Source organism: Pseudomonas sp. G5001, from assembly GCF_013385475.1.
Lineage (GTDB): Bacteria > Pseudomonadota > Gammaproteobacteria > Pseudomonadales > Pseudomonadaceae > Aquipseudomonas.
In genome coordinates, this window is the sequence record NZ_JACAPZ010000005.1 from 192,010 (window position 1) to 216,073 (window position 24,064).

The following is a 24,064-nucleotide window of genomic DNA, read 5'->3' on the forward strand; positions in this document are numbered from 1 at the left end:
GGCTTTTGCGTAGGGCCAATACCGAATCGTCTGTAGGACTTATTACAGATATTGGCCCCACCGCTGCCAAATACAAGGGTGGGGCAACATCCTTCATGTTCTACAGTTGTTTCAGATTGCTTCGAGCTTGGCGTAGCCCATCATCAGCCACTTGCTGCCTTCGGCGAAGTTCACCTGCACCCTGGCCTGGGCACCGGCGCCTTCGAAGTTGAGGATCACGCCTTCGCCGAAGATCGCGTGCTTGACCTGCTGGCCAAGGCTGAACGGCGTCTCGGGGATTTCCGAACCAGCGAACATGCTGCTGGAGTTCTGCTGCTGGCCGCCGCCGAACGGTCGGCTGACGCTGTTGGACAGGCGCACTTCCTGAATCAGCCCTTTCGGCACTTCACGTACGAAGCGCGACACCTTGTTGTAGGTCTCACTGCCGTACAGGCGCCGGGTTTCGGCGTAGGTCATCACCAGGTTCTGCATCGCCCGGGTGATGCCCACGTAGGCCAGGCGGCGTTCCTCCTCAAGGCGGCCGGGTTCTTCCAGGCTCATCTTGTGGGGGAACAGGCCTTCTTCCATGCCCACCAGGAACACGTAGGGGAATTCCAGGCCCTTGGCACTGTGCAAGGTCATCAGCTGAATGCTGTCTTCATGCTCATCAGCCTGGGTGTCGCCGGCTTCCAGGGAAGCGTGGCCGAGGAATGCCGCCAGTGGCGTCAGGTCTTCGTCTTCTTCGGTGTTTTCGAACGCGCGGGCGGCGCTGACCAGTTCCTCAAGGTTTTCTACCCGGGCCTGGCCTTTCTCGCCTTTTTCCGCTTCGTGGTAGGCGATCAGGCCGGACTGCTCGATCACGGTCTGGGTCATCAGGTGCAGGGGCATTTCCATGCACTTGGCGGCCAGGTTCTCGATCAGCTCGACAAACACGCTCAAGGCACCGGCCGCACGGCCGGTCAGGCCCTTGTTGGCGATCAGCAGGCGCATCGCTTCCCACATCGACACATCGCTGTGGCGTGCGTGGTCGCGAATCGCCTCGACGGTCTTCTCGCCGATGCCGCGGGCCGGAATGTTGATCACCCGTTCCAGCGCCGCATCGTTGCCGCGACCTTCCAGCAAGCGCAGGTAGGCCATGGCGTTCTTGATTTCGGCACGTTCGAAGAAGCGCTGGCCACCATAGATGCGATACGGAATGCGCTCGCGCAGCAGGGCCTCTTCCAATACCCGTGACTGGGCGTTGGAGCGGTAGAGAATCGCGATATCGCTGCGGGCCAGGCCGGTTTTCAGGGCGCTTTCGATGGTTTCCACCACGTAGCGCGCTTCATCGTGTTCGTTGAAGGCGGCGTACAGGTTGATCGCTTCGCCTTCGCTGCCGTCGGTCCACAGTTCTTTGCCCAGGCGCCCGGTGTTGTTGGCGATCAAGGCGTTGGCGGCCTTGAGGATCCCGGCGGTGGAGCGGTAGTTCTGTTCCAGGCGGATGGTTTCGGCGTCCGGGAAGTCGTCGCTGTACTGGTAGATGTTCTCGATTTTCGCGCCGCGCCAGCCGTAGATCGACTGGTCGTCGTCGCCCACCACCATCAGGCTGTCGCCGCCCTTGGCCAGCAGGCGCAACCAGGCGTACTGCACGGCGTTGGTATCCTGGAACTCGTCCACCAGGATGTGGCGGAAGCGTTTCTGGTAGTGCGCCAGCAAGCCCGGGTTGTCGCGCCACAAGTCGAGGGCGCGCAGCAGCAGTTCGGAGAAGTCGATGACGCCGGCGCGCTGGCAGGCCACTTCATAGGCTTCATAAATGCTGCGCATGGTGGCCAGGAACAGGTCGCCGCTGGCCTGGATATGTTGCGGGCGCAGGCCTTCATCTTTCTGGCCATTGATGAACCACTGGGCCTGACGGACCGGCCAGCGTTGTTCATCCAGGCCCAGCTCGCGGATCACCCGCTTGACCAGGCGTTGCTGGTCGTCGCTGTCGAGAATCTGGAAGGTCTGGCTCAGGCCGGCTTCCTGCCAATGCGCCCGCAACAGGCGGTGCGCCAGGCCGTGGAAGGTGCCCACCCACATGCCGGCCGGGCTGATGCCCATCAACTGCTCGATGCGATGACGCATCTCGGCAGCGGCCTTGTTGGTGAAGGTCACCGACAGGATGGAATGCGGTGAGGCGTTCTCGACCTGGATCAACCAGGCGATACGGTGCACCAGCACTCGGGTTTTACCGGAGCCAGCACCGGCCAGGACCAACTGACGGCCAACGGGGGCCGCTACGGCCTGGCGTTGGGCATCGTTGAGGGAGTTCAGCAAAAGAGAGAGATCATCGCGCATCGGCGCATTCTAGGGTGCCCGGGGGAGTCGGGCAAATCCCAATGCCGGGTGGTCACGGGAAAACTTCTGCGTCGACACAGGATAAGGCAACAATCTATTCACGGTGATGACCGGTCGGTCATCGCCCACAGCCCGCGCCCTGTCTCACTCAAGCTGTCTGGCTCCAAGGTTTGCGCCTGATTGTCGCGCTGTTTTTATGACTTGGGGCAGTTTGGCCCGAGCGTTTGCTTGTGTATGCTCCGTCGACGTTTCGGGCTCACCATTATAAGAACACTGCCTATGACCCTTAGCATTGACCTGGCGGGACCCTCCGTGGCGCCGGCGCAGGTTATCCGCAAGCACTACGCCATGGAGATGGCGGTGGAGCGCACGCGCCTGCTTTACCAAGGCTCCCTGCTGCCTACTTTATTAATGCTGGTGAATGGACTGGTCTGCGCCTGGTTGCTCTGGAGCCCGCAGCGCTATCTGCTGGACAGCATTTGGCTGGTATGGCTGCTGGCGCTGGTGGCCTTGCGGGTAATTCAGGTGGCGGCGTTCGATTCCGCCATGCCCAGCCGCCAGGCGCAGCCGATCTGGCGACGCATGTTCATGCTGGGCTCGGCCGTCAGCGGCTTGACGCTGGCCAGTGCTGCCATCGCCCTGGTCCCTGTGGACAGTTTTGCGCAACAGGCCTGGGTGTTCGGCCTGCTCGGCGCGGCGACCTTGTCCGCCAGTGTGGCCTATGCCGTCAGCCTGCCGGCTTTCCTGTCGTTTGCCGTGCCCTGCCTGGTGCCGGCCATCCTCTATTTATTCTGGAGCGGCGACCCGCAACAGCAAGGCTGGGGTTGCCTGGGCCTGATTCTGCTGGCATCCCTGAGCCTGGTGGCATGGCAGGTCAATCGCCTGATCCAGCGCGGGCTGCTCAGGCGCTTCCAGAACCAGGCGTTGATCGAGCATCTGCAGCAAGCGCAGCAACGCAGCGAGCAACTGAACCAGGAACTGGTGCGTGAGGTGGAGCAGCGGCGCCAGGTCGAACAAGAGTTGCGCGAAGCACAGATCGGCCTGCAGCAACGCGTCGATCAGCGCAGTCAGGAACTGGACGCGGCGAGCCTAGCCCTGAGCAAAAGCGAGGCGCGTCTGGCCATGGCGTTGCAGGCCAGCGAACTGGGTCTGTGGGACTGGAACCTGCAAACCGATGAGGTCCACCATACCCAGCTCAAGGAGTTGTTCGGCCTGGAGCCGGAATACGTCACGGCGATGCTCAGCCACCTCAAGCCACGCCTGCATCCGGACGACTTGCCGCTGCTCAAGCGCGCGCTGGTGGAGCACCTTAAAGGCCGCAGCGAGGACTACCTGGTGGAATACCGGGTGCGCCATGGCGATGGCCATTGGGTATGGATCCAGGACCGTGGCCGCGCCGTGGAGCGCTCGGCAGGCGGGCGCGTCACGCGGATGCTCGGTACCCGCCGCGACATCAGCGCCGGCAAGGTCCTGGAAGAACAGCAGCGCCTGGCATCGACGGTGTTTGAGGCGGCCAGCGAAGGCATTGTGATCCTCGACCCGGACTACGTGCTGATAGCCGTCAACCAGGCATTCAGCCGCGTTACCGGCTTCGACATTGACGACATGATCGGGCGCAATGTCGTGGAGCTGCCCAGCAGCCGCGACGCACGGCGCCACTTCCCGGTGATCCGCCAGGCGTTGCTCAGCCACGGCACCTGGCAGGGCGAGCTCGTGGAAACCCGCAAGAACGGCGAACTCTACCCGCAATGGCTACAACTGAATGTAGTCCGGGATATTCGAGGAAACGTCAGCCATATCGTGGGCTTCTTCGCCGATCTGTCTGCGCGCCGCGAATCCGAAGAGCGCATGCGCTATCTCACGCACTACGACGAATTGACCGGGCTGGCCAACCGCTCGCTGTTCCGCGAGCGGTTGCGCGAAGCCCATCAGCGGGTGCGCCAGGGTGGCCGCAGCCTGGCTTTACTGCATATCAACCTGGACCGTTTCAAGCTGCTCAACGACAGCCTCGGGCATGAAGTGGCCGACCAGTTGTTGCAGAAAATGGCCCGCCGCTTGATCAACGCCTTGCCCGAAGCCGACACCATAGCGCGGCTCTCTGGCGATGAATTCGCCGTGCTGTTCGACGCCTACGGCAACCTGTCGAGCCTGGCGCGGGTGGCCACGCGGTTGCTGGCCAAGTTGCGGGTGCCGGTGACGGTGGAAGGGCACGAGCTGGTGGTCAGCGCCTCAATGGGCGTCAGCCTGTTGCCCGACAATGCGCGGGAAATATCCGCGCTGGTCAGCCAGTCGAACATGGCCATGCAGCACGCCAAGCACCTGGGCGGTAATAACTTCCAGTTCTACACCGACAGCCTGCAGGCCAGCACCCTGGAACGTTTGCAGCTGGAAAACCAGCTGCGCAAGGCGATTGATGAGCGCCAGCTTACGGTGTTCTACCAACCCAAACTGTGCCTGGCCAGTGGCAAGCTGAATGCGGCCGAAGCATTGATTCGTTGGGAACATCCGCAGTGGGGCATGGTGCCGCCCGGCGACTTTATCGGGCTGGCCGAAGAAACCGGCCTGATCGTGCCGCTGGGGGAGTTCGTGTTGCGCCAGGCGTGCTGGCAGGCTTGTGAATGGCAACGCCAGGGGCTGGCGCCGATTCGGGTGTCGGTCAACCTGTCGGTGCACCAACTGCGCCAGGGCAAGCTGATCAGCCTGGTGCGCCAGGTACTGGAAGAAACCGGGCTTGATCCGCAATACCTGGAGCTGGAACTGACCGAAAGCCAGCTGCTCGACAGCGTCGAGCACATCATCTCGACCTTCCAGCAACTGCGCGACCTGGGGGTGAAGCTGGCGATTGATGATTTTGGCACCGGTTACTCATCCCTCAGTTACCTCAAGCGCATCCCCGTGGACTACGTGAAGATCGACCAGACGTTCATTCGCGGCCTGGGCCAGGGACGCGAAGATGCCTCGATCACCCGCGCAATCATTGCCATGGCCCACGGGCTGTCGCTCAAGGTGGTGGCCGAGGGTGTGGAAGATCAGCAGCAGCTGGACTTTTTGCGGGATGAGCAATGTGACGAGGTGCAAGGCTATTTGATCAGTCGGCCGGTGGAAGCGGATGGCTTGGCGGATTTGTTACGAAAAAATGCCGATTTTCCATAGTTGAGCCCAAGCCGCACGCGGGGCTACATCGAGCCTGCCCGCTGAATCAGCGGGCAGCAGCGTGATTAAGTGATGCATCGAACGGGCAAATCGTTAATTCTTGTAGTATAACTACAAGCTTGCTACATCCCTGGCGTCTGCCAATAACAAGAGTCCAGCCCTTTGAACCTGTTGCAACATATCGCCCAGTCGCGCCACCTGTTACGCAAATCGGAACTCAAGGTTGCCGATCACGTGCTGCTTGACCCTGCGGCCGTGATGCACAGTTCCATGGCCGACCTGGCCCACAGCGTGGGCATCAGCGAGCCGACCATCGTGCGCTTCTGCCGCGCCATCGGTTGCTCCGGTTTCCAGGACTTGAAGCTCAAGCTGGCCCAGAGCCTGGCGGCCGGTGCGAGCTTTGGCCAGTTCGCGATCCACGAAGACGATTCCGTCGCCGACTACAGCCTGAAAATCTTCGACACCACCCTGCACACCCTGATGGAAGTGCGCGAAAAGCTCGACCCGGTGGAGCTGCAAAAAGCCGTGACCGCCATGTCCCAGGCCCAGCGCGTGGAGTTCTATGGTTTCGGCGCGTCCGGCGCGGTGGCGGCGGATGCCCAGCACAAGTTCTTCCGTTTGCTGCTGACGGCGGCGGCCTACAGCGACCCGCACATGCAGGCGATGTCGGCGGTGACGTTGAAGCCCAGCGACGTGGCGATCTGCATTTCCCAGTCCGGCCGCTCCAAGGATTTGCTGATCACCGCCAACCTGGTGCGTGAAAGCGGCGCGACCCTGATTACCCTGTGCCCGAGCCAGACGCCATTGGCAGAGCTGTCGACCGTCAACCTGGCGATCGATGTACACGAGGACACCGAGATCTACACGCCGCTGACCTCGCGTATCGCCCACCTTGTGGTGATCGACGTGCTGGCGATGGGCGTGGCCATGGCGCGCGGCCCGAGCCTGGTCAACCACCTCAAGAGCGTGAAGCGCAGCTTGCGCAGCCTTCGGTTGTCACCCAAGTCCGTAAAAGCCCTCGACGACTGATAGTTTGTACGCGGACCCATTGTGGGAGCGGGCTTGCTCGCGAATGCGAAGTGTCAGTCACTGAATATGCTGGCTGGCCCACCGCATTCGCGAGCAAGCCAGCTCCCACAGTTGATCGTATTGAGCCCCGCAAGATTCATCGTCCTGTCATCCCCATGCCGCTAAACCGTCATTGCCCGAGCCCATCCTGAACTCCCCTTACTCGCATTGGGAGACTCGAAATGGCTCGGCAATACGAAGAAAGCAACAGCACCGTCAAGACCCGCCGCCAGCAGGAAGACCAGCGCCGCATGGCCTTCCGTCGCGCAATTGAAGACCGCTGCGATCAGCGTCAATTGCAACAGAGCATCAGTGACTATCCGGAACTCCACTGGCAGGCACCCGCAGCTGCCCAGCGAAGCGCTCAGCCAGCGCGCTGATCTGCAGCCGCTCGCTGCGGATAAAGCCCAGGAATGCATGGGCCACCGGTGACAGGCGCTTGGCCTTGGCCTGCACCAGGCACCAACTGCGGTACAGCGGCAGTTCTTCCACCGGCAGCTCCCTGAGCCCGCCGGTGGCCAGTTCCAGGTTGACCGCGTGGCGCGTCAGCAGCGCCACGCCCAACCCGGCGGTCACGCACTCGCGCTGCGCCTCGGCCGAAGACACTTCCACCGTCTGGGTGAAGTGCACGCGCTTCTCCTTGAAATACTCTTCGCACGCCATCCGCGTGCCGGACCCCGGCTCGCGCAACAGCAGCGTGTAAGGCTCAAGGTCCTGCAGGCGCAACGGCCCTTGATGGCTCAGCGGATGATCGTGGGGCGCCACCGCGACAATCGGGTTGTTCAGGAACGGCAGGAATTCCAGGCCCATGTCCTGGGGCACCATCGACATGATCACCAGGTCGTCGCGGTTGTCTGAAAGCCGGCGAATCACCTGGGCGCGGTTGACCACCGTCAGGTGCAGGTTGACCTCTGGATGCTGGCGCTTGAAGGCGGCAAACAGGTGCGGCACGAAGTACTTGGCGCTGGATTCCACCGCCAGTTTCAGCTGGCCCTGCAACGAGCCCTGCATGTCGGAGAGTTGCATATCGAGGTTTTCCAGGCGGCCGAAAATGTCCCGGCTGGCCCGTTGCAAGGCTTCAGCAGCTTCAGTCATATAGAGCTTTTTGCCGACGTAATCGAACAATGGCTGGCCCAGCAGCTCCTCCAGCTGCTTGATTTGTAGGCTAACTGCCGGTTGCGTGAGGGACATTTCCTCGGCTGCGCGGCTGTAGGAACGCAAATCACAGACTTCATTGAAAATCTGCAATTGACGCAATGTCATACGCATCAATGACTTACGCATAGTTCAAACACTCCCGCCGACCCTTGATGGGACGACTATAAGTCTTTGCTTATACACAACCCAATAATTATTGATTTTTGTTAATCCCTGCAGGGGCATAGTGTGTGTCACGCGACTGCCATGAAACATTTGGTCACGCGCCGACCCGCTTCCAGGGTCGAAGTAGGTAGCAATCGGCTCAAGGGAATTTCCAAGTGATAAAAAAGATCCTGATCGCCAACCGTGGTGAGATTGCCGTACGTATCGTGCGTGCCTGCGCCGAGATGGGCATTCGTTCGGTCGCGGTCTATTCCGATGCCGATCGCCATGCCCTGCATGTAAAGCGTGCAGATGAAGCCCACAGCATCGGTGCCGAGCCATTGGCCGGTTACCTGAACCCGCGCAAGCTGGTGAACCTGGCGGTGGAAACCGGTTGCGACGCGCTGCACCCCGGCTACGGCTTCCTCTCGGAAAACGCCGAGCTGGCAGACATTTGCGCCGAACGTGGGATCAAGTTCATCGGCCCGTCCGCAGAAGTGATTCGCCGCATGGGCGACAAGACTGAAGCCCGCCGCAGCATGATCAAGGCCGGCGTACCGGTGACCCCGGGCACCGAAGGCAACGTTGCCGACATCGCTGAAGCCCTGACCGAAGGCGACCGCATTGGTTACCCGGTGATGCTCAAGGCCACCTCCGGTGGTGGCGGTCGCGGTATCCGTCGCTGCAACAGCCGTGAAGAACTCGAACAAGCCTTCCCCCGGGTAATTTCCGAAGCCACCAAGGCCTTCGGTTCGGCGGAAGTGTTCCTGGAAAAATGCATCGTCAATCCCAAGCACATCGAGGCGCAGATCCTCGGTGACAGCTTCGGCAATGTGGTGCACCTGTTCGAGCGCGATTGCTCGATCCAGCGCCGTAACCAGAAGCTGATTGAGATCGCCCCTAGCCCCCAGCTGACCCCTGAACAGCGTGCCTACATCGGCGACCTGTCGGTGCGCGCGGCCAAGGCCGTGGGCTACGAGAACGCCGGCACCGTGGAGTTCCTGCTCGCCGAGGGCGAGGTGTACTTCATGGAGATGAACACCCGGGTGCAGGTGGAACACACCATTACCGAAGAAATCACCGGCATCGACATTGTGCGTGAGCAGATCCGCATTGCGTCGGGCCTGCCGCTGTCGGTCAAGCAGGAAGACATTCAGCACCGGGGTTTTGCGTTGCAGTTCCGCATCAACGCCGAAGACCCGAAGAACAACTTCCTGCCCAGCTTCGGCAAGATCACCCGTTACTACGCACCCGGCGGTCCCGGCGTGCGTACCGACACGGCGATCTACACCGGCTACACCATCCCACCGTTCTACGACTCGATGTGCCTGAAGCTGGTGGTGTGGGCGTTGACCTGGGAAGAAGCCATGGACCGCGGCCTGCGCGCCCTGGACGACATGCGCCTGCAAGGCGTGAAGACCACCGCCGCCTATTACCAGGAAATCCTGCGCAACCCGGAATTCCGCAGCGGCCAGTTCAACACCAGTTTTGTGGAAAGCCACCCTGAGCTGACCAACTACTCGATCAAGCGCAAACCCGAAGAGCTGGCCCTGGCCATCGCCGCCGCCATCGCCGCCCACGCAGGCCTGTGAGGAATATAAGAATGAGCAAGAAGATCTTCGTAACCGACACCATCCTGCGCGACGCCCACCAATCGTTGCTGGCAACCCGCATGCGCACCGACGACATGCTGCCGATCTGCGACAAGCTCGACAAAGTCGGCTACTGGTCCCTGGAAGTCTGGGGCGGCGCGACCTTCGACGCCTGCGTACGCTTCCTGAAAGAAGACCCGTGGGAGCGCCTGCGCAAACTGCGCGCGGCGTTGCCCAACACGCGCCTGCAAATGCTGCTGCGTGGCCAGAACCTGTTGGGCTACCGCCACTACAGCGACGATGTGGTCAAAGCCTTCGTCGCCAAGGCCGCCGTCAACGGCATCGACGTGTTCCGCATCTTCGACGCGATGAACGACGTGCGTAACCTGCGAGTGGCCATCGAAGCGGTAAAAGCCGCCGGCAAACATGCCCAGGGCACCATCGCCTACACCACCAGCCCGGTGCACACCATCGAGGCGTTCGTGGCCCAGGCCAAGCAAATGGAAGCCATGGGTTGCGACTCGGTGGCGATCAAGGACATGGCCGGCCTGCTGACGCCATACGCCACCGGCGAGCTGGTCAAGGCGCTGAAGGCCGAGCAGAGCCTGCCGATCTTCATCCACTCCCACGACACTGCGGGCCTGGCTTCGATGTGCCAGCTCAAGGCCATCGAAAACGGTGCCGACCATATCGACACCGCCATTTCCAGCTTCGCCTGGGGCACCAGCCACCCGGGTACCGAGTCGATGGTCGCGGCCCTCAAAGGCAGCGAATTCGACACCGGCCTGAGCCTGGAACTGCTGCAGGAAATCGGTTTGTACTTCTACGCCGTGCGCAAGAAGTACCACCAGTTCGAAAGCGAATTCACCGCCGTCGACACCCGCGTGCAAGTCAACCAGGTACCGGGCGGGATGATTTCCAACCTGGCCAACCAGCTGAAAGAGCAGGGCGCGCTGAACCGCATGAGCGAAGTGCTGGCCGAAATCCCGCGGGTTCGTGAAGACCTTGGCTTCCCGCCGCTGGTCACCCCGACTTCGCAGATCGTCGGTACCCAGGCGTTCTTCAACGTGCTGGCCGGCGAGCGCTACAAGACCATCACCAACGAAGTGAAGCTGTACCTGCAAGGCGGCTACGGCAAGGCGCCGGGCATCGTGAATGAAAAACTGCGGCGCCAGGCCATCGGCAGCGAAGAGGTGATCGACCATCGCCCGGCAGATCTGCTGAAGCCGGAAATGACCAAGTTGCGCGGCGAAATCGGCGCGTTGGCCAAGTCCGAAGAAGACGTACTGACCTACGCGATGTTCCCGGACATCGGGCGCAAATTCCTTGAAGAGCGCGACGCTGGCACCTTGAGCCCTGAAGTGCTGTTGCCGATTCCTGAAGCCGGCGGCGTGGCCCGTGCCGGTGGCGAAGGTGTGCCGACCGAGTTCGTGATCGACGTGCACGGCGAAAGCTATCGCGTGGACATCACCGGGGTGGGCGTCAAGGCCGAAGGCAAGCGCCACTTCTACCTGTCCATCGACGGCATGCCGGAAGAAGTGGTGTTCGAGCCGCTCAACGAGTTTGTCAGCAGTGGCGGCAGCAAGCGCAAGCACGCCACCGCGCCAGGCCATGTCAGCACGGCGATGCCGGGCAACATCGTCGACGTGCTGGTCAAGGAAGGCGACGTGGTGAAGGCCGGCCAGGCTGTGTTGATCACTGAAGCGATGAAGATGGAGACCGAAGTACAGGCGTCGATCGCCGGCAAGGTCACCGCCGTACACGTGGCCAAGGGCGACCGGGTCAACCCGGGTGAAATCCTGATTGAAATCGAAGGCTGATCAACAGCCTTCGAAACTACCGCTTAAACCTCGGGGGGGCATGTGCCCCCTTTTTTTTCGCCCGCAATAATCAGAACGCCAGGGTCCACTGGCCCAGCAAACCCTGGTTACGGCTGTGGGTGCCGACCTCGGCGGTATAGGCCAGGCCCACGGTGTGCCGGGTCGACAGCGCCAGGTCCACCCCGGTGTGCAGCGCCAGGCTGTCGCGGTCCAGGGAGGTGCCTTCGATGGTGAAGTCACTGTTGAAGCCCGGCCGTTTTACCCACGCGGAGGACTGGCGCACGGTGCTGCTCACGTCACCGTAGAGGTGCTTCCAGCCTGTGCTCAGGTGCGGCTTGAGGGCCATCTGGTTGTCCAGCGTAAAGGCACTGGCCAGGCGCAAGCCGAAGGTGCTGCTGAGGTTTTCCTGGGTCTGGGCGCCGACATTCAGCGCTGTAAAGCCGCCTTTTTCCTTGTAGCGGTCGCGGTGATAGCGCTGGTAGCCGATCCCCGCATAGGGTTCGATGCTGAAACTGCCCTTGTCCAGTTGATAGCCCAGCTCGGCGAAAGCGTTCTGGCTTTGGGCGTTGTATTTGCCTTTGGACTGCTCGCGGCGCTCGACGAAATCAAAGTCTACGGTGCGTTGGGTTTGGCCGGCATGGCTGCTGTAGATCGCCCCCAGGCGCAGTGCAAGGGGGCCGTCCTGACGCACGGCGTAACCGCCGAGGTGCCAGCTGTCCAGTTCGCCCTTGAAGCGTTTGGCGTTCAGGTCGCTGGCGGACTTGGCGCCCATCACACCCACCCGCCAGGCATCGTCCACTGCCCAGTCGCCGCCCAGCATCAGGCCTTGGGTGTGTTGCTGCAGGCCCACGCTACCGTGCTGTCCTTCAAGCTTGCCAGCGTTGCCCAGGGCCTGGAACCATACGTGGCCATTGCCTTCGGCATCCGTAAGGTTGCGTTCGTCGCCTGTCCGGCGCATGACTGAAAGCAGGCTGCTGTTGAGCTGTTTCATGCTGTCTTGAGTGGCGGCGCCAAGGTTGGCGTTCTGGCTGCCTGCCAGTTGCTCCAGAACTGCACCCACACGGCCCGGTGCCAGCCTGCCAAGTTCCCGGGCGATATTGTCCAGTTCGTACTCTTGCCACTCATTGAGTTCGCCCGACTTGATGAGGGTGTCCACGGCAGAGTCCAGTACGCGGGCAACCTGCTGGCCGTTACGGGTGGTGGCGTGGTCGGTAAAGTTAAAGTCGGGAGTGGGCTTGGGTGGCTTGGGGCGCTGGTGGCCTTGCTGGCCGGCCTCTGGCGCCGGGATGAACCACTCGCTGTCTGGATCGATGTCCCCTCGCGCCTGGACGAATTGAGCGTTGGTGGCACCCAGCGCGAAGGTGATGGCGAGTGCGAGTTGTTTCTGAAGGAGTGGCATGCAGGTCCGACCTCTTGATGTATGAGGTCGGGAAATCTAGCGGGGTAAAGGGCGGATAAATGTCAGGCCATCCACCCTTTGCCTGCCAGAGATGTCTCTAGTGGGCCGCGATTAAAAACTCATCTGCCATTGCCCGATCAGCCCGTGATTGCGGCTGTTACTGCCTATTTCGCTGCTGTAGCCCACGCCGAGGGTATGGCGTGCCGACAGGCCTACATCCAGCCCGGCTTCCAGCAACAGGCTGTCGCGGTCCAGGGCGCTGCCTTCGACGTTGAACGCGGTGCCGCCCATCAGGAAGGCCTGGCGGGTGCTGCTGTCTACGTCGCCGTAGGTGTGCTTCCAGCCGGCGCTGACCCGCGGTGTGAGACTGATGCCGTTGTCCAGCTGGCTCAAGTGCGCCAGGCGCAGGCCGAAGGTGCTGCTGAAATTGTCCTGGGTTTGCCCGTCGACATGCAGGGCGGCGGCGCCGCCTTTTTCGTTGTAGCTGTCGCGGTGGTAGCGCTGGTAGCCGAGGTTGGCGAACGGCTCGGCGCTCAGGCGCCCGCTGCCCATGGCATAACCCAGTTCGGCGAAGGCTTGTTGGCTGTCGGCGTCGTAGTCACCTTTGGGCCGATCGTTGAAACCGTCAAAGGCCACCGTACGTTTACTGTCTCCCTGGTGCCCGCTGTACGCAGCACCCAGGCGCAAGGCCAGCGGTCCGCTCTGGCGCATGGCGTAGACGCCGGCGTGCCAGCTATCGACGCTGCCGTCGACGCCGGTGGTGTCCAGGTCGGTCTTCGAATAACCGCCCAGCACGCCCACGCGCCAGTCCGAATCGAGCGCCCAATCGGCCCCCAGCACGCTGCCTTTGGTGCGCTGGGTCAGGCCATTGCTGCCGTGGTCGCCGTCGAGCTTGCCGTAGCTGCCGATACCTTGCAGCCACAGGCGGCCCCGGGCGTTGGGGTCGTTGAGGTTGCGGGCTTCGGCGGGTACGCCGGTGGCGGCCAGTACGGGGGTGTCTTTTTGATCAAGGCCCACCAGCAGTCCGGCACCGCCGCCCAGTTGGTGCATGGCGTTCAACATGCTGTTGCCGACCTGGGCGCTGGCGCCGAGGGTGGCACTGGTCAGGTTGGCGGTGCTGCTGCCGGCCAATTGCTCGATGGCGGCACCGGCGCTGCTGTTGGTGGTGTTGAGCAAGGCGTTGTACAACGCGTTGTTCTTGCCCAGGCTCGCCAGGGCGTTGGCGGCGCGGGTGCCGTTGCCGGTGTTGGCGAACTGATTGAACGCCACGTCATTGCGGGAATAGGTCAGGCCGACCTGGGTAGGGCTGTAATCCAGTGTGGGGGTGAGGAAGGCATAGTCGCTGGTGACCTTGCCGAACGTGCCATTGATGCTGCCGGCCCGCAGTACCGTGTAGTGGCTCTGCCACGGGTAGGTGCCGGTGCCGGGATTGACCGCCAGGGTCGCGCCATTCAGGTACGCGGTGCCGCCGACCTGGACCGGTGCGCTGCTGCCGTCGGCGTTCACGCCATAGGCCAGGGTCGAGCCGCTGGTCATCGTCAGGTCGCGGGTGATGCTGGCGGTGCCGAGGGCGGTGCTGGTCTGCAAGGTGCCTTTGACCAACAGGCTGCCGACACTGCCGCCACCGGCATAGATACCGCCTTCATCGACGGTCAGGTTGCCAGCGATCCCACCCTGGTTGATCAGCTTGGCGCCGCTGAAAATCTCGCCGCCGTCGCTGAAGTCGCCGCTGCCGGTGAGGGTCCAGGTGCCTTGCTTCACGTCCAGCCATTCGAAGTTGCGGCTGTCGCCGAAACTGCCGCCGGCGGCGTCGTCCATGATCACGCGGTCATATCCGGTGCCGCCATCCACCACGCCGACAAAGCGGCTGCCGCCGAGCAGGGTCAGCGTGTCATCGCCGCCGCCCAAATCCAGGGCCAGGCCGTTGCTGCCGCTGATCAAGCCGGCGTTGACCACCGTGTCGGCAAACTCGCCGACGAACTTCACGCCGAAGCCGTTCAGGCCCTGAATGGTGCCATGGTTGATCAGGGTGGTTGCAGCAAGTCCCGGGCCGTCGCTGCCGTCGTCCACCAGCACCGCGTTGTTGGCACCGCTTACCAATGCACCCACGCCGTTGAACACGTAGCCACCGCCGAGGGCGATGCCTTCGCTGCCGTTGGCAAAGCCGTTCTTGTCGACACCGCCGGCGCCGACGCCCTGGATGATGCCGTAGTTTTCAATGTGGGCGATCTTGTCGATGTCCACGCCGTCACCATCGCCGTCCGGCTGCAGTCCGGAAAATGCGCCGGTAATAGTGCCGTGGTTGATCACCGTGCCATCGCCGTCGGAACCAAAGCCCGAGCCGTTGCGGCCGATTACCGTGCCGTAGTTGGTCAGCGTGGCGCCCAGGTCGGTGGTGATGCCGTGGCGGCCGCCGGAGATGAGGCCGTAGTTGGTGACGGTCACGCCAGTAGCGGAGTCGATGTCGACGCCGTCGAATTTGTCATCGCGCGAGTGGGTGTCGCCGGTGGAAATCTCGCCGTAGTTGGTGAGGGTGGCATTACCGCCGGTTTTCATGCCGTCGCTGGCGTCGCCGCGAATCAGCCCGCCCTGGCGGTTGATGATAGTGGTGGTGACGTTGGAGCTGCGGATCGCATCCAGGTCCAGCCCTTGGCCGGTGGCAGAGCGAATGGTGCCGCTGTTGTCGATCAGCAGGCTGCCGCTGGCGAAGTTGCTGTCGATGCGCAGCGCGTCGTTGGCGCCCTGGATCACGCCGCCGGCTCGGTTGTAGATGCTGTAGTTGCGCGTACCGGTGAGGCTGCCGCTGCTGTCGATGGCCCGGCCACCCGTGGAGGTAATGCTGCCGGAGTTGTCGATCACCACGCCATTACCGGTGGTGCCGTCCTTCAAGGTCACCGCGACTTTGGAGGTGGTGATACTGCCCGGTGCCGAAATCGTCAGCGAGTCGCTACCGCCCAGGGTTTGCCCGGTGGTGGTGGGCGTGTCGATCTGCAGCGTCTTGGTTGGCGCGGGCGCCGCATCGGCAAAACCGCTGCTGACCAGCAGGCCGAGAGTGAGCGCAAGGCGCTGGGGCGAAGGGGGCATGGCGGGCGACCTTGTTTTTGGAAAAGAGTCGACCTGTATAGCGGAGGTTTTTTACAGAATGATGGCGAGGAGGTGACGGGGATTGAAATGAGCCTGACGGTTGAAGAACGAACCCGGTTGATCGAAAGCATTCAGGATGCATTGGCCGAGGGAACGCTGGAAATAGCCGAGGCGGTACGCCGGCTGCGAACGGAAGTCACTGGGCTGCATCAGAGCCAGTTTGCCAAGATGTGCAAAATCTCCGTACGCACGCTGGTGCATATCGAACATGGCGAGGGCAATCAGACGCTGAAGTCGTTGAACGCAGTGTTCAGGCCGTTTGGGTTGAAGATGGGAGTGGTGAAGGTTCGCAGAAGCTTGTAGGAAAAGGCGATGGCGTGGTGTTTGATCTATAGATGCTCGCCTATTCGCCTCGGCTGAGCACAAGGCCCGGATACGCTGAAGATACAATGTGGGAGCCGGGCTTGCCCGCGATGACGGTGGGTCAGTTGATACATTTGTGACTGATACGCCGCTTTCGCGAGCAAGCCCGCTCCCACATTTGTCAGGGGGTGGCAGGGTGGCTTAGGTACGGCATTCCACCAGCGTTTTCAACTGTCCCGAACCGGTCTGGTTGGCATCTGACAGCCACCGCTCAAACCCCGCCCCAATCGCCGGCCATTCCCCATCCAGGATCGAGTACCACGCCGTATCCCGGTTGCGGCCCTTGACCACGGTGTGCTGGCGAAACACCCCTTCAAAACTGAAACCCAACCGCTCGGCGGCATTTTTGGAGCGGGCGTTGGCGTTGTTGCACTTCCACTCCAGGCGACGATTGCCCAGCTCAAACGAGTGCCTGGCCAGCAGGTACACCGCCTCGGTGCTTTTCGGTGAGCGTTGCATCGGGGCACCGAAGGTCACGTGGCCGATTTCAATGCGGCCTTGCTCGGGCACGATGGACATCAGGCTGAGGATGCCTTGCACCTCGCCGCTGGCCTTGTCGATCACGCTGAAGAAGTACGGGTCGCTGTGGGACGCGTGGTTGTTCAGCCAGGCATCGAAGGCGGCGCGCTCGGGGAACGGGCCGTAAGGCAAATAATCCCACAGCTTCGGATCCGCGCCGGGACCTTGCAGGGCGTTGAACAGGTCATCGCCGTGGCGGGCGGGGTCGAGTTTTTCCAGGCGCACGAAGCGCCCTTCGATAAGGGTGACGGTGGGCGCCGGGACACCTTTCCAGTCGGCCAATGATGTCGTCATGCTGTGCTTCTCCTTAAAGACCTTTGCGAAACTGGATAAAACCGGGGCGTTCGGCGATGCGTTCGTACAGCTGGATGGCGGTGGCGTTGGTCTCGTGGGTCAGCCAGTGGACCTTGCAGCAACCGTCGGCCTTGGCGGTGGCGTAGACGAATTCGATCAGCTTGCGGCCGACGCCGGTGCCACGTTGGGCCGGGTCTACCAGCAAATCCTGTAGGTAGCAGGAGTTCTCGATGCTCCAGTTGGACCGGTGGTAGATGAAATTGACCATGCCTACGGCCTTGCCGTCCTGCCAGGCCAGGGCCGAGTGGGTCGGCTCATTGGCGTCGATCAAGCGTTGCCAGGTGTTCTGGCTGACGGCGTCGGGCAGCTCGGTGTTGTAGAAGCGCAGGTAGGCTTGCCACAGGGGCAACCAAGCGGCGTGGTCGGCGGCGCTGACCTGGCGGATTTCGATCTGGCTCATGATGGCTCCTTGGGAATAAAGCGGGCGAGGGTCTGGTCGCGTACGTCGGTGCTGGCAGCCAGGCCGTCGCGAACACCGGCGATGTCCGCCGGGCTGCGGTTCTGGCTGAGTTTTCGTTTGCCTTCCAGGCGTTGGATCGGCAGGGCAAAGCCGACGATGGCCTTGAGCATGCCGTCGATGTAGTCGGCCGGGGCGTCGCTGACTTTCCAGGGTTGGGCGCGATTGCCTTCATGGCGGTCGGTGAGGGCGCTGACCAGTTCGAGCAGGCGCTCGGCGTCGGTGAACACTTCGCCGGTGCCGTAGGCGTGTACCGCGATGTAATTCCAGGTCGGCACCACTTTGCCGTGTTCGGCCTTGGCCGGGTAGAACGACGGACTGACGTAGGCCTCGGCGCCGGCAAAAATCACCAGGGCCTCGCCGCCATTTTGCAGGTCCTGCCATTGGCGATTGGCCTTGGCCATGTGCCCGTAAAGGGTGCCGTTGGGCCCTTCATCCGGGTTGAGCAGCAGCGGCAAATGGCTGGCTTGCAGGCCTTGTTCGCCCAAGGTCACCAGTTGCGCCAGGCGCGTGTGCTGGATCAGTTGCTGGATTTCGGGCAAGTCATCGAGGGCAAAGGCGCGTGGTGTGTACATGAAGATTTTCCTTGGCGAATGCCTGCATCCTAGGCAGGCTATTGGTTCGTTGTAAGAGCCATCTACAGTCAATTTTATAGGTCCAATTCCATGCCTGCGTTAGAACCACCGCTCTCGTTCAACCCGGCGGGTATCGAGTTGGACCGACGCCAGGGACTCACCCGCCAGCTCTATCAGGCGCTGCGCCAGCGAGTATTGGATGGCCGGTTAGTCAGTGGCACCCGGCTCCCCGCCAGCCGTGACCTGGCGGCGGCACTCTCGATCTCGCGCAACAGTGTGGTTCGCGCTTACGACCAACTGTATGCCGAAGGATTTATCGAAGGCCGCGTGGGTGATGGCACCTATGTGGCGCAATTGCCGCAGACGTCGACGCCCGCAAAAAAACTATCCACAAAAGTGTCCACAGGGTTATCAACAGGCTTATCCCCAGGTTTATCCACAAAGCGCCCGGATTTACCTGTGTTTTCGTCCAGTCAAGTTATCCACAGCGGTGCGCTGGCGCGGGTGGAAAACAATCATTTGGCGCTTCCGCCCAGTGGTCCGCCGAGGGCTTTCAGGGTGGGCGTACCGGCTTTCGATCTGTTCCCGTTTGACGTGTGGGCCAAGCTGAATGCGGCTTTCTGGCGCAAGCCGGACTTGCAGCAGTTGTGTTACGGCGACCCGGCGGGCGACGCGCGCCTGCGTGGATTGATTGCGGCCTATCTACGCAGTTCTCGCGGCATGCAGTGCACGGCTGAGCAAATAGTGATCACCAGTGGCGCGCAGCAGGCAATCAGCCTTTGTGCACAGCTGCTGGTGGAGCCCGGCGATGAGGTTGCCATCGAGAATCCGGGGTATCGGGCAGCAGGCCATGCGTTCGCGGTGGCGGGCGGCCAATTGCATGGCGTGACGGTGGACAGCGAGGGCATCGACTGCGCTGCCTTGAACCGCCTCGGCGGTTGCCGCCTGGCCTACGTCACCCCGTCCCATCAATACCCCACCGGCGTGGTGATGAGCCTGGCCCGGCGCCTGGAACTGCTGGCCTGGGCCGAGCGTACGGGCGGCTGGATCGTCGAGGATGACTACGACGGTGAGTACCGCTACAGCGGCGCGCCCCTGGCGCCACTGGCGGCCCTCGATCGCACGGGGCGGGTGCTGTATGTCGGGACTTTCGGCAAGGTGGCCTTTCCGGCGCTGCGCCTGGGCTACCTGGTGTTGCCGGCCGGCCTGGTCCAGGCCTTTGCCCGGCGCCGCGCGGTGGATGTGCGCCACTCGGAAGTCAGCACCCAGGCGGTGATGGCGGAGTTCATGGCGACCGGGCATTTCCAGCGTCATGTACGCCGCATGCGCCGCGCCGCGCAGAGCCGGCTCAATGCGCTATTGGCCGAATGGCCCGCCGACATTGAAGGCGTTGGCCGCCTGCCGTCGGTGGCGGCCGGGCTGCACCTGACCGTGCGGGTCGACAGCCTGGCGCGGGAACAGGCGCTGATCCAACAGGCGGCGGCGGTGGGTGTGGAGATCAATGGCTTGAGCAACTATTGGTTGCCGGACTCACTCACGCCGCAGGATCAGCGTGCCGGATTGGTGTTGGGGTTTGCTGCCGTGCCCGAGGCGCAGATCAGCCAGGCGTTGAAGCGCTTGGGCCAGGTTTGGCGCGCGCCGGTTGCGCACTGAGGCGCAACCGGCGGCAGCCGATCAGGTGCCGGACTTGATCTTGGTCCAGGCGCGGGTCCTGGCTCGTTCGGCGTCACGTCCCAGGGGCTTGAGGGTATACAGCGTGGCCATGGCCGCCTCGGTCGGGTACAGGTTGGGATTGTTGCGAATCGCCGGATCCACCAACCCGGTGGCGTCCTTGTTGGGGTTGGGGTAACCGACAAAATCGCTGATCGGCGCGATCACGCCCGGTTGCAGCAGGTAGTTGATAAAGGCGTAGGCGTCTTCCGGGTCCTTGGCGCCTTTGGGGATCGCGAGCATGTCGAACCAGATCGGCGCGCCTTCTTTGGGTAGCCGCATGTCCACGGTCACACCGTTCCTGGCTTCCTTGGCGCGGTTGGCGGCCTGGGAGAAGCTGCCGGAATAGCCGACCGCCACGCAGATGTCGCCGTTGGCAATGTCAGCCATGTACTTGGACGAATGGAAATAGGTGATGTACGGGCGGATCTTCATCAGCAGTGCTTCGGCTTTGACATAGTCCGCCGGGTTGCTGCTGTTGGGGTCCAGGCCCAGGTGTTGCAAGGCCAGGGGCAGGATTTCCGACGGCGAATCCAGCAGCGCCACGCCGCATTGCTTGAGCTTGCTGATGTTCTCGACGTTGAAGATCAGGTCCCAGCTGTCCACGGGGGCGTTGGCCCCCAGCGCGGCCTTGACCTTGTCCGGGTTGAAGCCGATCAGGATGGTGCCGTACATGTAGGGCACGGCGAATTTATTGCCGGGGTCGTTGGCCTCGATCAGCTTCATCAACTTGGGATCAAGGTGGTTCCAGTTGGGCAGTTTGCTGCGGTCCAGCGGCTGGAACACCGAGGCTTCGATCTGCTTGGCCAGGAACACGTTGGACGGCACCACCACGTCATAGCCGGAGTTGCCGGTCAGCAGCTTGGCCTCCAGGGCTTCGTTGGTGTCGAAGATGTCGTAGACCAGCTTGACGCTGGGGTTCTGCGCCTTGAAATCTTCCAGGGCCTTGGGCGTGATGTAGTCGAACCAGTTGTAGACCCGCAGGGTTCTTTCTTCGGCGTGCGCGGCCCCGCTCAGCACGGCGGCGCAGAGGACGAGATGCTTGAGCATGTTCATTGGGCGAATCCCTCAAAACCTTCGAGAACGTTGACGGCATTGATGCCGATTTCTTCCACGGCGTAGCCGCCTTCCATCACAAACAGCGTCGGTTTGCCGAGGCGGGCGATTCGCGCGCCCATCGCCAGGTAGTCGGGGCTGTCGAGCTTGAACTGGGAGATCGGGTCGTCCTTGAAGGTGTCGACGCCCAGCGAGACCACGATGATGTCGGCGCCGTAGCGCTCGATATCCCCGCAGGCCTGCTCCAGGGCGGCGCTCCAGCGGTCCCAGCCAGAACCTGCGGGCAACGGATAGTTGAAGTTGAAACCCTCACCGGCGCCTTCGCCCAACTCGTCGGCGTAGCCCAGGAAGAACGGAAATTCCGCCTCCGGATGGCCGTGGATCGAGGTGAACAGCACATCGTCGCGCTCGTAGAAAATCGACTGGGTACCGTTGCCGTGGTGGTAGTCCACGTCGAGGATGGCCACCTTTGTGTGGCCTTGGTCGAGAAACGCCTGGGCTGCGATCGCCGCGTTGTTGAGGTAGCAATATCCGCCCATCAAGTCGCTGGCGGCGTGGTGCCCGGGCGGACGGCACAGGGCGAAGGCACTGCGGGCGCCTTGCTGGATCGCCTGTTGCGCGGTGAGAGCGACTTGCGCCGCGCTGTAGGCCGCTTGCCAGGTGCCGGCGGTGATCGGCGCGCCGCCGTCGAAACTGTAATAGCCGAGCTGGCCGTGCAGGCTGGTGGGGATGACCCGACGCAAGGTGCGTGCGGGCCAGGTGTAGGGCAGCAAGTCTCCGTCCTGGCCAAATGCCGTCCAGCGTTGCCAGGCGCCTTTGAAGAAGTCCAGGTACGCGGGGCTGTGAATACGTTGCAGCGGCGCCAGGCCAAAATCCTCAGGCGCTTGCACCGGGCCCAGTTCGCGGTCCTTGACCCGTTGCAACACATGGTCGGCGCGCGAGGGCATTTCAAAACAGGGCATCAGTTGCCCGTCCATCAACTCGCACCGGCCATGGTGCAGGTGGTGATCGTCCGAGTAGATCGTCAGCATATTGTTGTTCTCCGCAGGCTGAATCGGTGAGTCCAGTCTTGCGGCGGGTGGGATTAATGAGAATGGCAGGAGCGGCCAAAAGGGGATAAATATGGCCAAAGTGTGTGACCGCAATTCGCCCCGAAATGGCGCGGCCGTGCCCCAGCAAGTGGCTTCAGGGGCGGAACTGGCTGGGTGCGACGCCGCTCCAGCGGACAAAGGCGTGACGGAAACTCGCGGTTTCGCTGAAGCCCAGCGCCTCGGCAATTCGGTAAATGGGCAGCTCATCCTCGCCCAGCAATCGCTTGGCCCGCTCGAAGCGTAGCTCGTCCAGTAACTCCTGATAGCTGCAGCCCAAGTCATGCAGGTGCCGGCGTAGCGTGCGCGGGGAGCAGTTCATCTGCTCGGCCAGGCCGTCGACGCCCGGCGCGGCGCTGAGTTGGCTGGCGAGCAGGTGGCGAATCTTGCCCAGCCAGGCCTGGCGCCCGGTGAACTCGGTGTTTTGCTTGCGGCAGCGCTCGGCCATGGCCTGGTGGGTGACGGCGTCGGCTAATGGCAGGGGCTGGTCCAGCCAGCTTCGGTCGAAGGCAAACGCGTTGGCGATGGCGCCGAATTGCAGCGGGCAGGCAAAGATTTCGGCGTACCGTGCGCGGTAATCCGGGGCATCGTGTTCAAAGCGCGCCCCCAGCAGCGGCAGGGCATGCCCCAGCAGGTCGTCGCAGATCACCTTCAACGAGGCCAGGCAGAGTTCGACGTTGAACGTTTCCAGCGCCGGATTTTCCCGGTAATCCGCGGCGCTGAACCAGATGCGCGTGCCGTCTTCCTCAAGGTCCAGCTCGAAAAGTGTTCCCAGCAGCGCCGGATACCGCAGCGCCAGGCGCAAAGCGTCACCGAAGGTGGCACTGGTGAGCAGTGCGTAACCGAGCATGCCATAGGAAGAAACGTGCATTTGCCGGCCCAGCTCCAGGCCGATATCCCGGCGCAGGGCCACGGCGTTGGCGCACACGCGCATCTCCTGGTTGGTGGTGATGCGGGTGTCGGCGCGGCTCAAGTCCGCCGCGCAAATACCGCTGCCGGCCAGCAAGGCCTCGGCGGGTTGGCCTTCGGCCTTGAAGGTATTGAGCACCAACGAGACGGCATTGAGGGTGGTGAGGTGAGAGTGCAGCATGGGGGCTTCCAGCCAGGGGATGGCTGGAAGAGGAGCAAGTTATATGCCGGTCAGCTCAGTTCGCCGCACAGGTCGAGTTCGACCAGGCGGCGGATTTCGGCGATGTCCAGCCCGGCGCCGATCAAGGCATTGAGCTTGCCGAACGCGGCTTCACGGGTCATCCCGCCACCCGACAACACCCCGACGCCCCGCAAGCGGCTGCCGGCCTCGTACACGTCCAGCTCCACACCGCCTTCATGGCATTGGGTGATTGCCACCACGACCACGCCGTTATCCTGCGCGCGCTGCAGGCTGGCGAGGAACTGCGGGTTGTCGCTCGGCCCGGTGCCGCTGCCGAAGCATTCCAGCACCAGCGCCTGGATGCCGCTGTCGATCAACGCGTCCAATTGCGCGGCGGCGATGCCCGGCACCAGTGGCAGCACACCCACATTGGCCAGCGCCTTGGCCTGGCGGTAATGCAGCGCCGCCGGAACCAACTCGGCTTGGGCGACGCCGCCGTTACGCTGCAACGCGGCAAACGGGTGGCGACCAAAACTGCGGATTTTCGCGCAACGGGTCGGGGCCATCAGTGCACCGTGGAAGTACAGTTGCACGCCAGGCGCCAGGCCTTGGCCCAGGGCTGCCAACGCACCGCTGACGTTTTCCCAAGCATCGCTGTCGGGCACACCGGCCGGCAGCATCGAGCCGGTAAACAGCACCGGCGCGGGCAGGCCCAGCAGTTGGAAACTCATGGCCGCGGCGCTGTAGGCCAGGGTGTCGGTGCCGTGCAGCACCAGTACGGCGTCGCAACCCTCGTCCACCGCCTCAACCACGGCGGCGCGCAGGCGCTGCCAATAGGCGGGGGTCATGTTCGCACTGTCGATCAGCGGGGACATTTCCCGAAAGCGCCAAGCTGGCATATTCAGTTGGGCGAGGGCTTCGCTCATGCGCGCTTCAAACCCCGAAGCGGGGGCCAGGCCGTTGGCGCTGGCCTGCATGCCGATGGTGCCGCCGGTGTAGAGCACCATGACGTTGTTGGCTGGTTGCATTGAAGAATCTCCTGAACGAAAAACGCCGCCGGGCCCAGAGCATGCCCAAGG

18 protein-coding genes are annotated in these 24,064 nt (G+C 62.6%); 7 read left to right on the forward strand and 11 right to left on the reverse strand.

The window, feature by feature from the left end; translation table 11 throughout:
* Positions 1–111: 111 nt before the first annotated feature.
* Entirely contained in the window at positions 112–2,295 is a 2,184-nt protein-coding gene (gene uvrD, locus HX805_RS02265; protein ID WP_177116566.1) for a DNA helicase II, read from the reverse strand.
* Between the two features lie 279 nt (positions 2,296–2,574).
* On the opposite strand from uvrD, the gene HX805_RS02270 reads away from it, so the two are divergent.
* The 3 genes from HX805_RS02270 to HX805_RS32275 all read left to right on the forward strand — a co-directional run bounded on the left by HX805_RS02270 (position 2,575) and on the right by HX805_RS32275 (position 6,896).
* Positions 2,575–5,448: a GGDEF domain-containing phosphodiesterase gene (locus HX805_RS02270; RefSeq protein ID WP_177022400.1), complete on the forward strand. Its 2,874-nt coding sequence runs from the start codon at positions 2,575–2,577 to the stop codon at positions 5,446–5,448.
* A gap of 162 nt (positions 5,449–5,610) precedes the next feature.
* Positions 5,611–6,477 carry a transcriptional regulator HexR gene (hexR, locus tag HX805_RS02275; protein ID WP_003213447.1) on the forward strand — a complete coding sequence of 289 codons (867 nt, stop codon included), beginning with the start codon at positions 5,611–5,613 and terminating at the stop codon, positions 6,475–6,477.
* A gap of 221 nt (positions 6,478–6,698) precedes the next feature.
* A complete protein-coding gene (locus HX805_RS32275; protein WP_076013218.1) occupies positions 6,699–6,896 on the forward strand; it encodes a PA3496 family putative envelope integrity protein in 198 nt (65 codons plus the stop codon).
* On the opposite strand, the gene HX805_RS02280 is transcribed toward HX805_RS32275, so the two are convergent.
* A complete protein-coding gene (locus tag HX805_RS02280; RefSeq protein ID WP_102604039.1) occupies positions 6,826–7,800 on the reverse strand; it encodes a LysR family transcriptional regulator in 975 nt (324 codons plus the stop codon). The genes HX805_RS32275 and HX805_RS02280 overlap by 71 nt on opposite strands.
* Positions 7,801–7,994: 194 nt before the next feature.
* On the opposite strand from HX805_RS02280, the gene HX805_RS02285 reads away from it, so the two are divergent.
* Positions 7,995–9,410, forward strand: a complete 1,416-nt coding sequence (locus HX805_RS02285; RefSeq protein ID WP_003213442.1) for an acetyl-CoA carboxylase biotin carboxylase subunit — start codon at positions 7,995–7,997, stop codon at positions 9,408–9,410.
* Positions 9,411–9,421: 11 nt separating this feature from the next.
* On the forward strand, positions 9,422–11,230 hold the full coding sequence (oadA, locus tag HX805_RS02290; protein WP_003213440.1) for a sodium-extruding oxaloacetate decarboxylase subunit alpha: 1,809 nt from the start codon (positions 9,422–9,424) through the stop codon (positions 11,228–11,230).
* Positions 11,231–11,300: 70 nt separating this feature from the next.
* On the opposite strand, the gene HX805_RS02295 is transcribed toward oadA, so the two are convergent.
* On the reverse strand, positions 11,301–12,629 hold the full coding sequence (locus HX805_RS02295) for an autotransporter domain-containing protein (protein ID WP_177116567.1): 1,329 nt from the start codon (positions 12,627–12,629) through the stop codon (positions 11,301–11,303).
* 111 nt (positions 12,630–12,740) lie between these two features.
* Positions 12,741–15,713, reverse strand: coding sequence for an autotransporter domain-containing protein (locus tag HX805_RS02300; protein ID WP_177116568.1), 2,973 nt, complete (start codon positions 15,711–15,713; stop codon positions 12,741–12,743).
* Positions 15,714–15,800: 87 nt separating this feature from the next.
* Between HX805_RS02300 and HX805_RS02305 the strand changes: the two genes are divergently transcribed.
* The gene (locus HX805_RS02305) at positions 15,801–16,076 is read left to right on the forward strand and encodes a helix-turn-helix domain-containing protein (RefSeq protein WP_087694596.1); all 276 of its coding nucleotides are present in this window, start codon (positions 15,801–15,803) and stop codon (positions 16,074–16,076) included.
* A gap of 201 nt (positions 16,077–16,277) precedes the next feature.
* Here the strand turns inward: HX805_RS02305 and HX805_RS02310 are convergent, their stop codons facing one another.
* The 3 genes from HX805_RS02310 to HX805_RS02320 are packed head-to-tail and all read right to left on the reverse strand — an operon-like array spanning position 16,278 to position 18,041.
* Entirely contained in the window at positions 16,278–16,949 is a 672-nt protein-coding gene (locus HX805_RS02310) for a GNAT family N-acetyltransferase (RefSeq protein WP_102370186.1), read from the reverse strand.
* A 13-nt stretch (positions 16,950–16,962) separates the two neighbouring features.
* Positions 16,963–17,409, reverse strand: a complete 447-nt coding sequence (locus HX805_RS02315) for a GNAT family N-acetyltransferase (protein WP_003213433.1) — start codon at positions 17,407–17,409, stop codon at positions 16,963–16,965.
* Positions 17,406–18,041 (reverse strand): FMN-binding negative transcriptional regulator, encoded by a 636-nt coding sequence (locus HX805_RS02320; RefSeq protein ID WP_177020310.1) that lies wholly within the window; start codon positions 18,039–18,041, stop codon positions 17,406–17,408. The genes HX805_RS02315 and HX805_RS02320 overlap by 4 nt, the downstream gene beginning before the upstream one ends.
* A 90-nt stretch (positions 18,042–18,131) precedes the next feature.
* Here HX805_RS02320 and HX805_RS02325 point away from each other — a divergent pair, with 90 nt between their 5' ends.
* Positions 18,132–19,694 carry a PLP-dependent aminotransferase family protein gene (locus HX805_RS02325; protein WP_177116569.1) on the forward strand — a complete coding sequence of 521 codons (1,563 nt, stop codon included), beginning with the start codon at positions 18,132–18,134 and terminating at the stop codon, positions 19,692–19,694.
* 21 nt (positions 19,695–19,715) lie between these two features.
* Here the strand turns inward: HX805_RS02325 and HX805_RS02330 are convergent, their stop codons facing one another.
* From HX805_RS02330 to HX805_RS02345, 4 genes are all read right to left on the reverse strand, one after another.
* A complete protein-coding gene (locus tag HX805_RS02330) occupies positions 19,716–20,807 on the reverse strand; it encodes a polyamine ABC transporter substrate-binding protein (protein WP_008439486.1) in 1,092 nt (363 codons plus the stop codon).
* On the reverse strand, positions 20,804–21,838 hold the full coding sequence (locus HX805_RS02335) for a histone deacetylase family protein (RefSeq protein ID WP_008439485.1): 1,035 nt from the start codon (positions 21,836–21,838) through the stop codon (positions 20,804–20,806). The genes HX805_RS02330 and HX805_RS02335 overlap by 4 nt, the downstream gene beginning before the upstream one ends.
* A 154-nt stretch (positions 21,839–21,992) precedes the next feature.
* Complete coding sequence (locus HX805_RS02340) at positions 21,993–22,985, reverse strand: AraC family transcriptional regulator (RefSeq protein ID WP_177116570.1); 993 nt, start codon at positions 22,983–22,985, stop codon at positions 21,993–21,995.
* Positions 22,986–23,035: 50 nt separating this feature from the next.
* Positions 23,036–24,013, reverse strand: coding sequence for an asparaginase (locus HX805_RS02345; RefSeq protein WP_177116571.1), 978 nt, complete (start codon positions 24,011–24,013; stop codon positions 23,036–23,038).
* Positions 24,014–24,064: the final 51 nt, after the last annotated feature.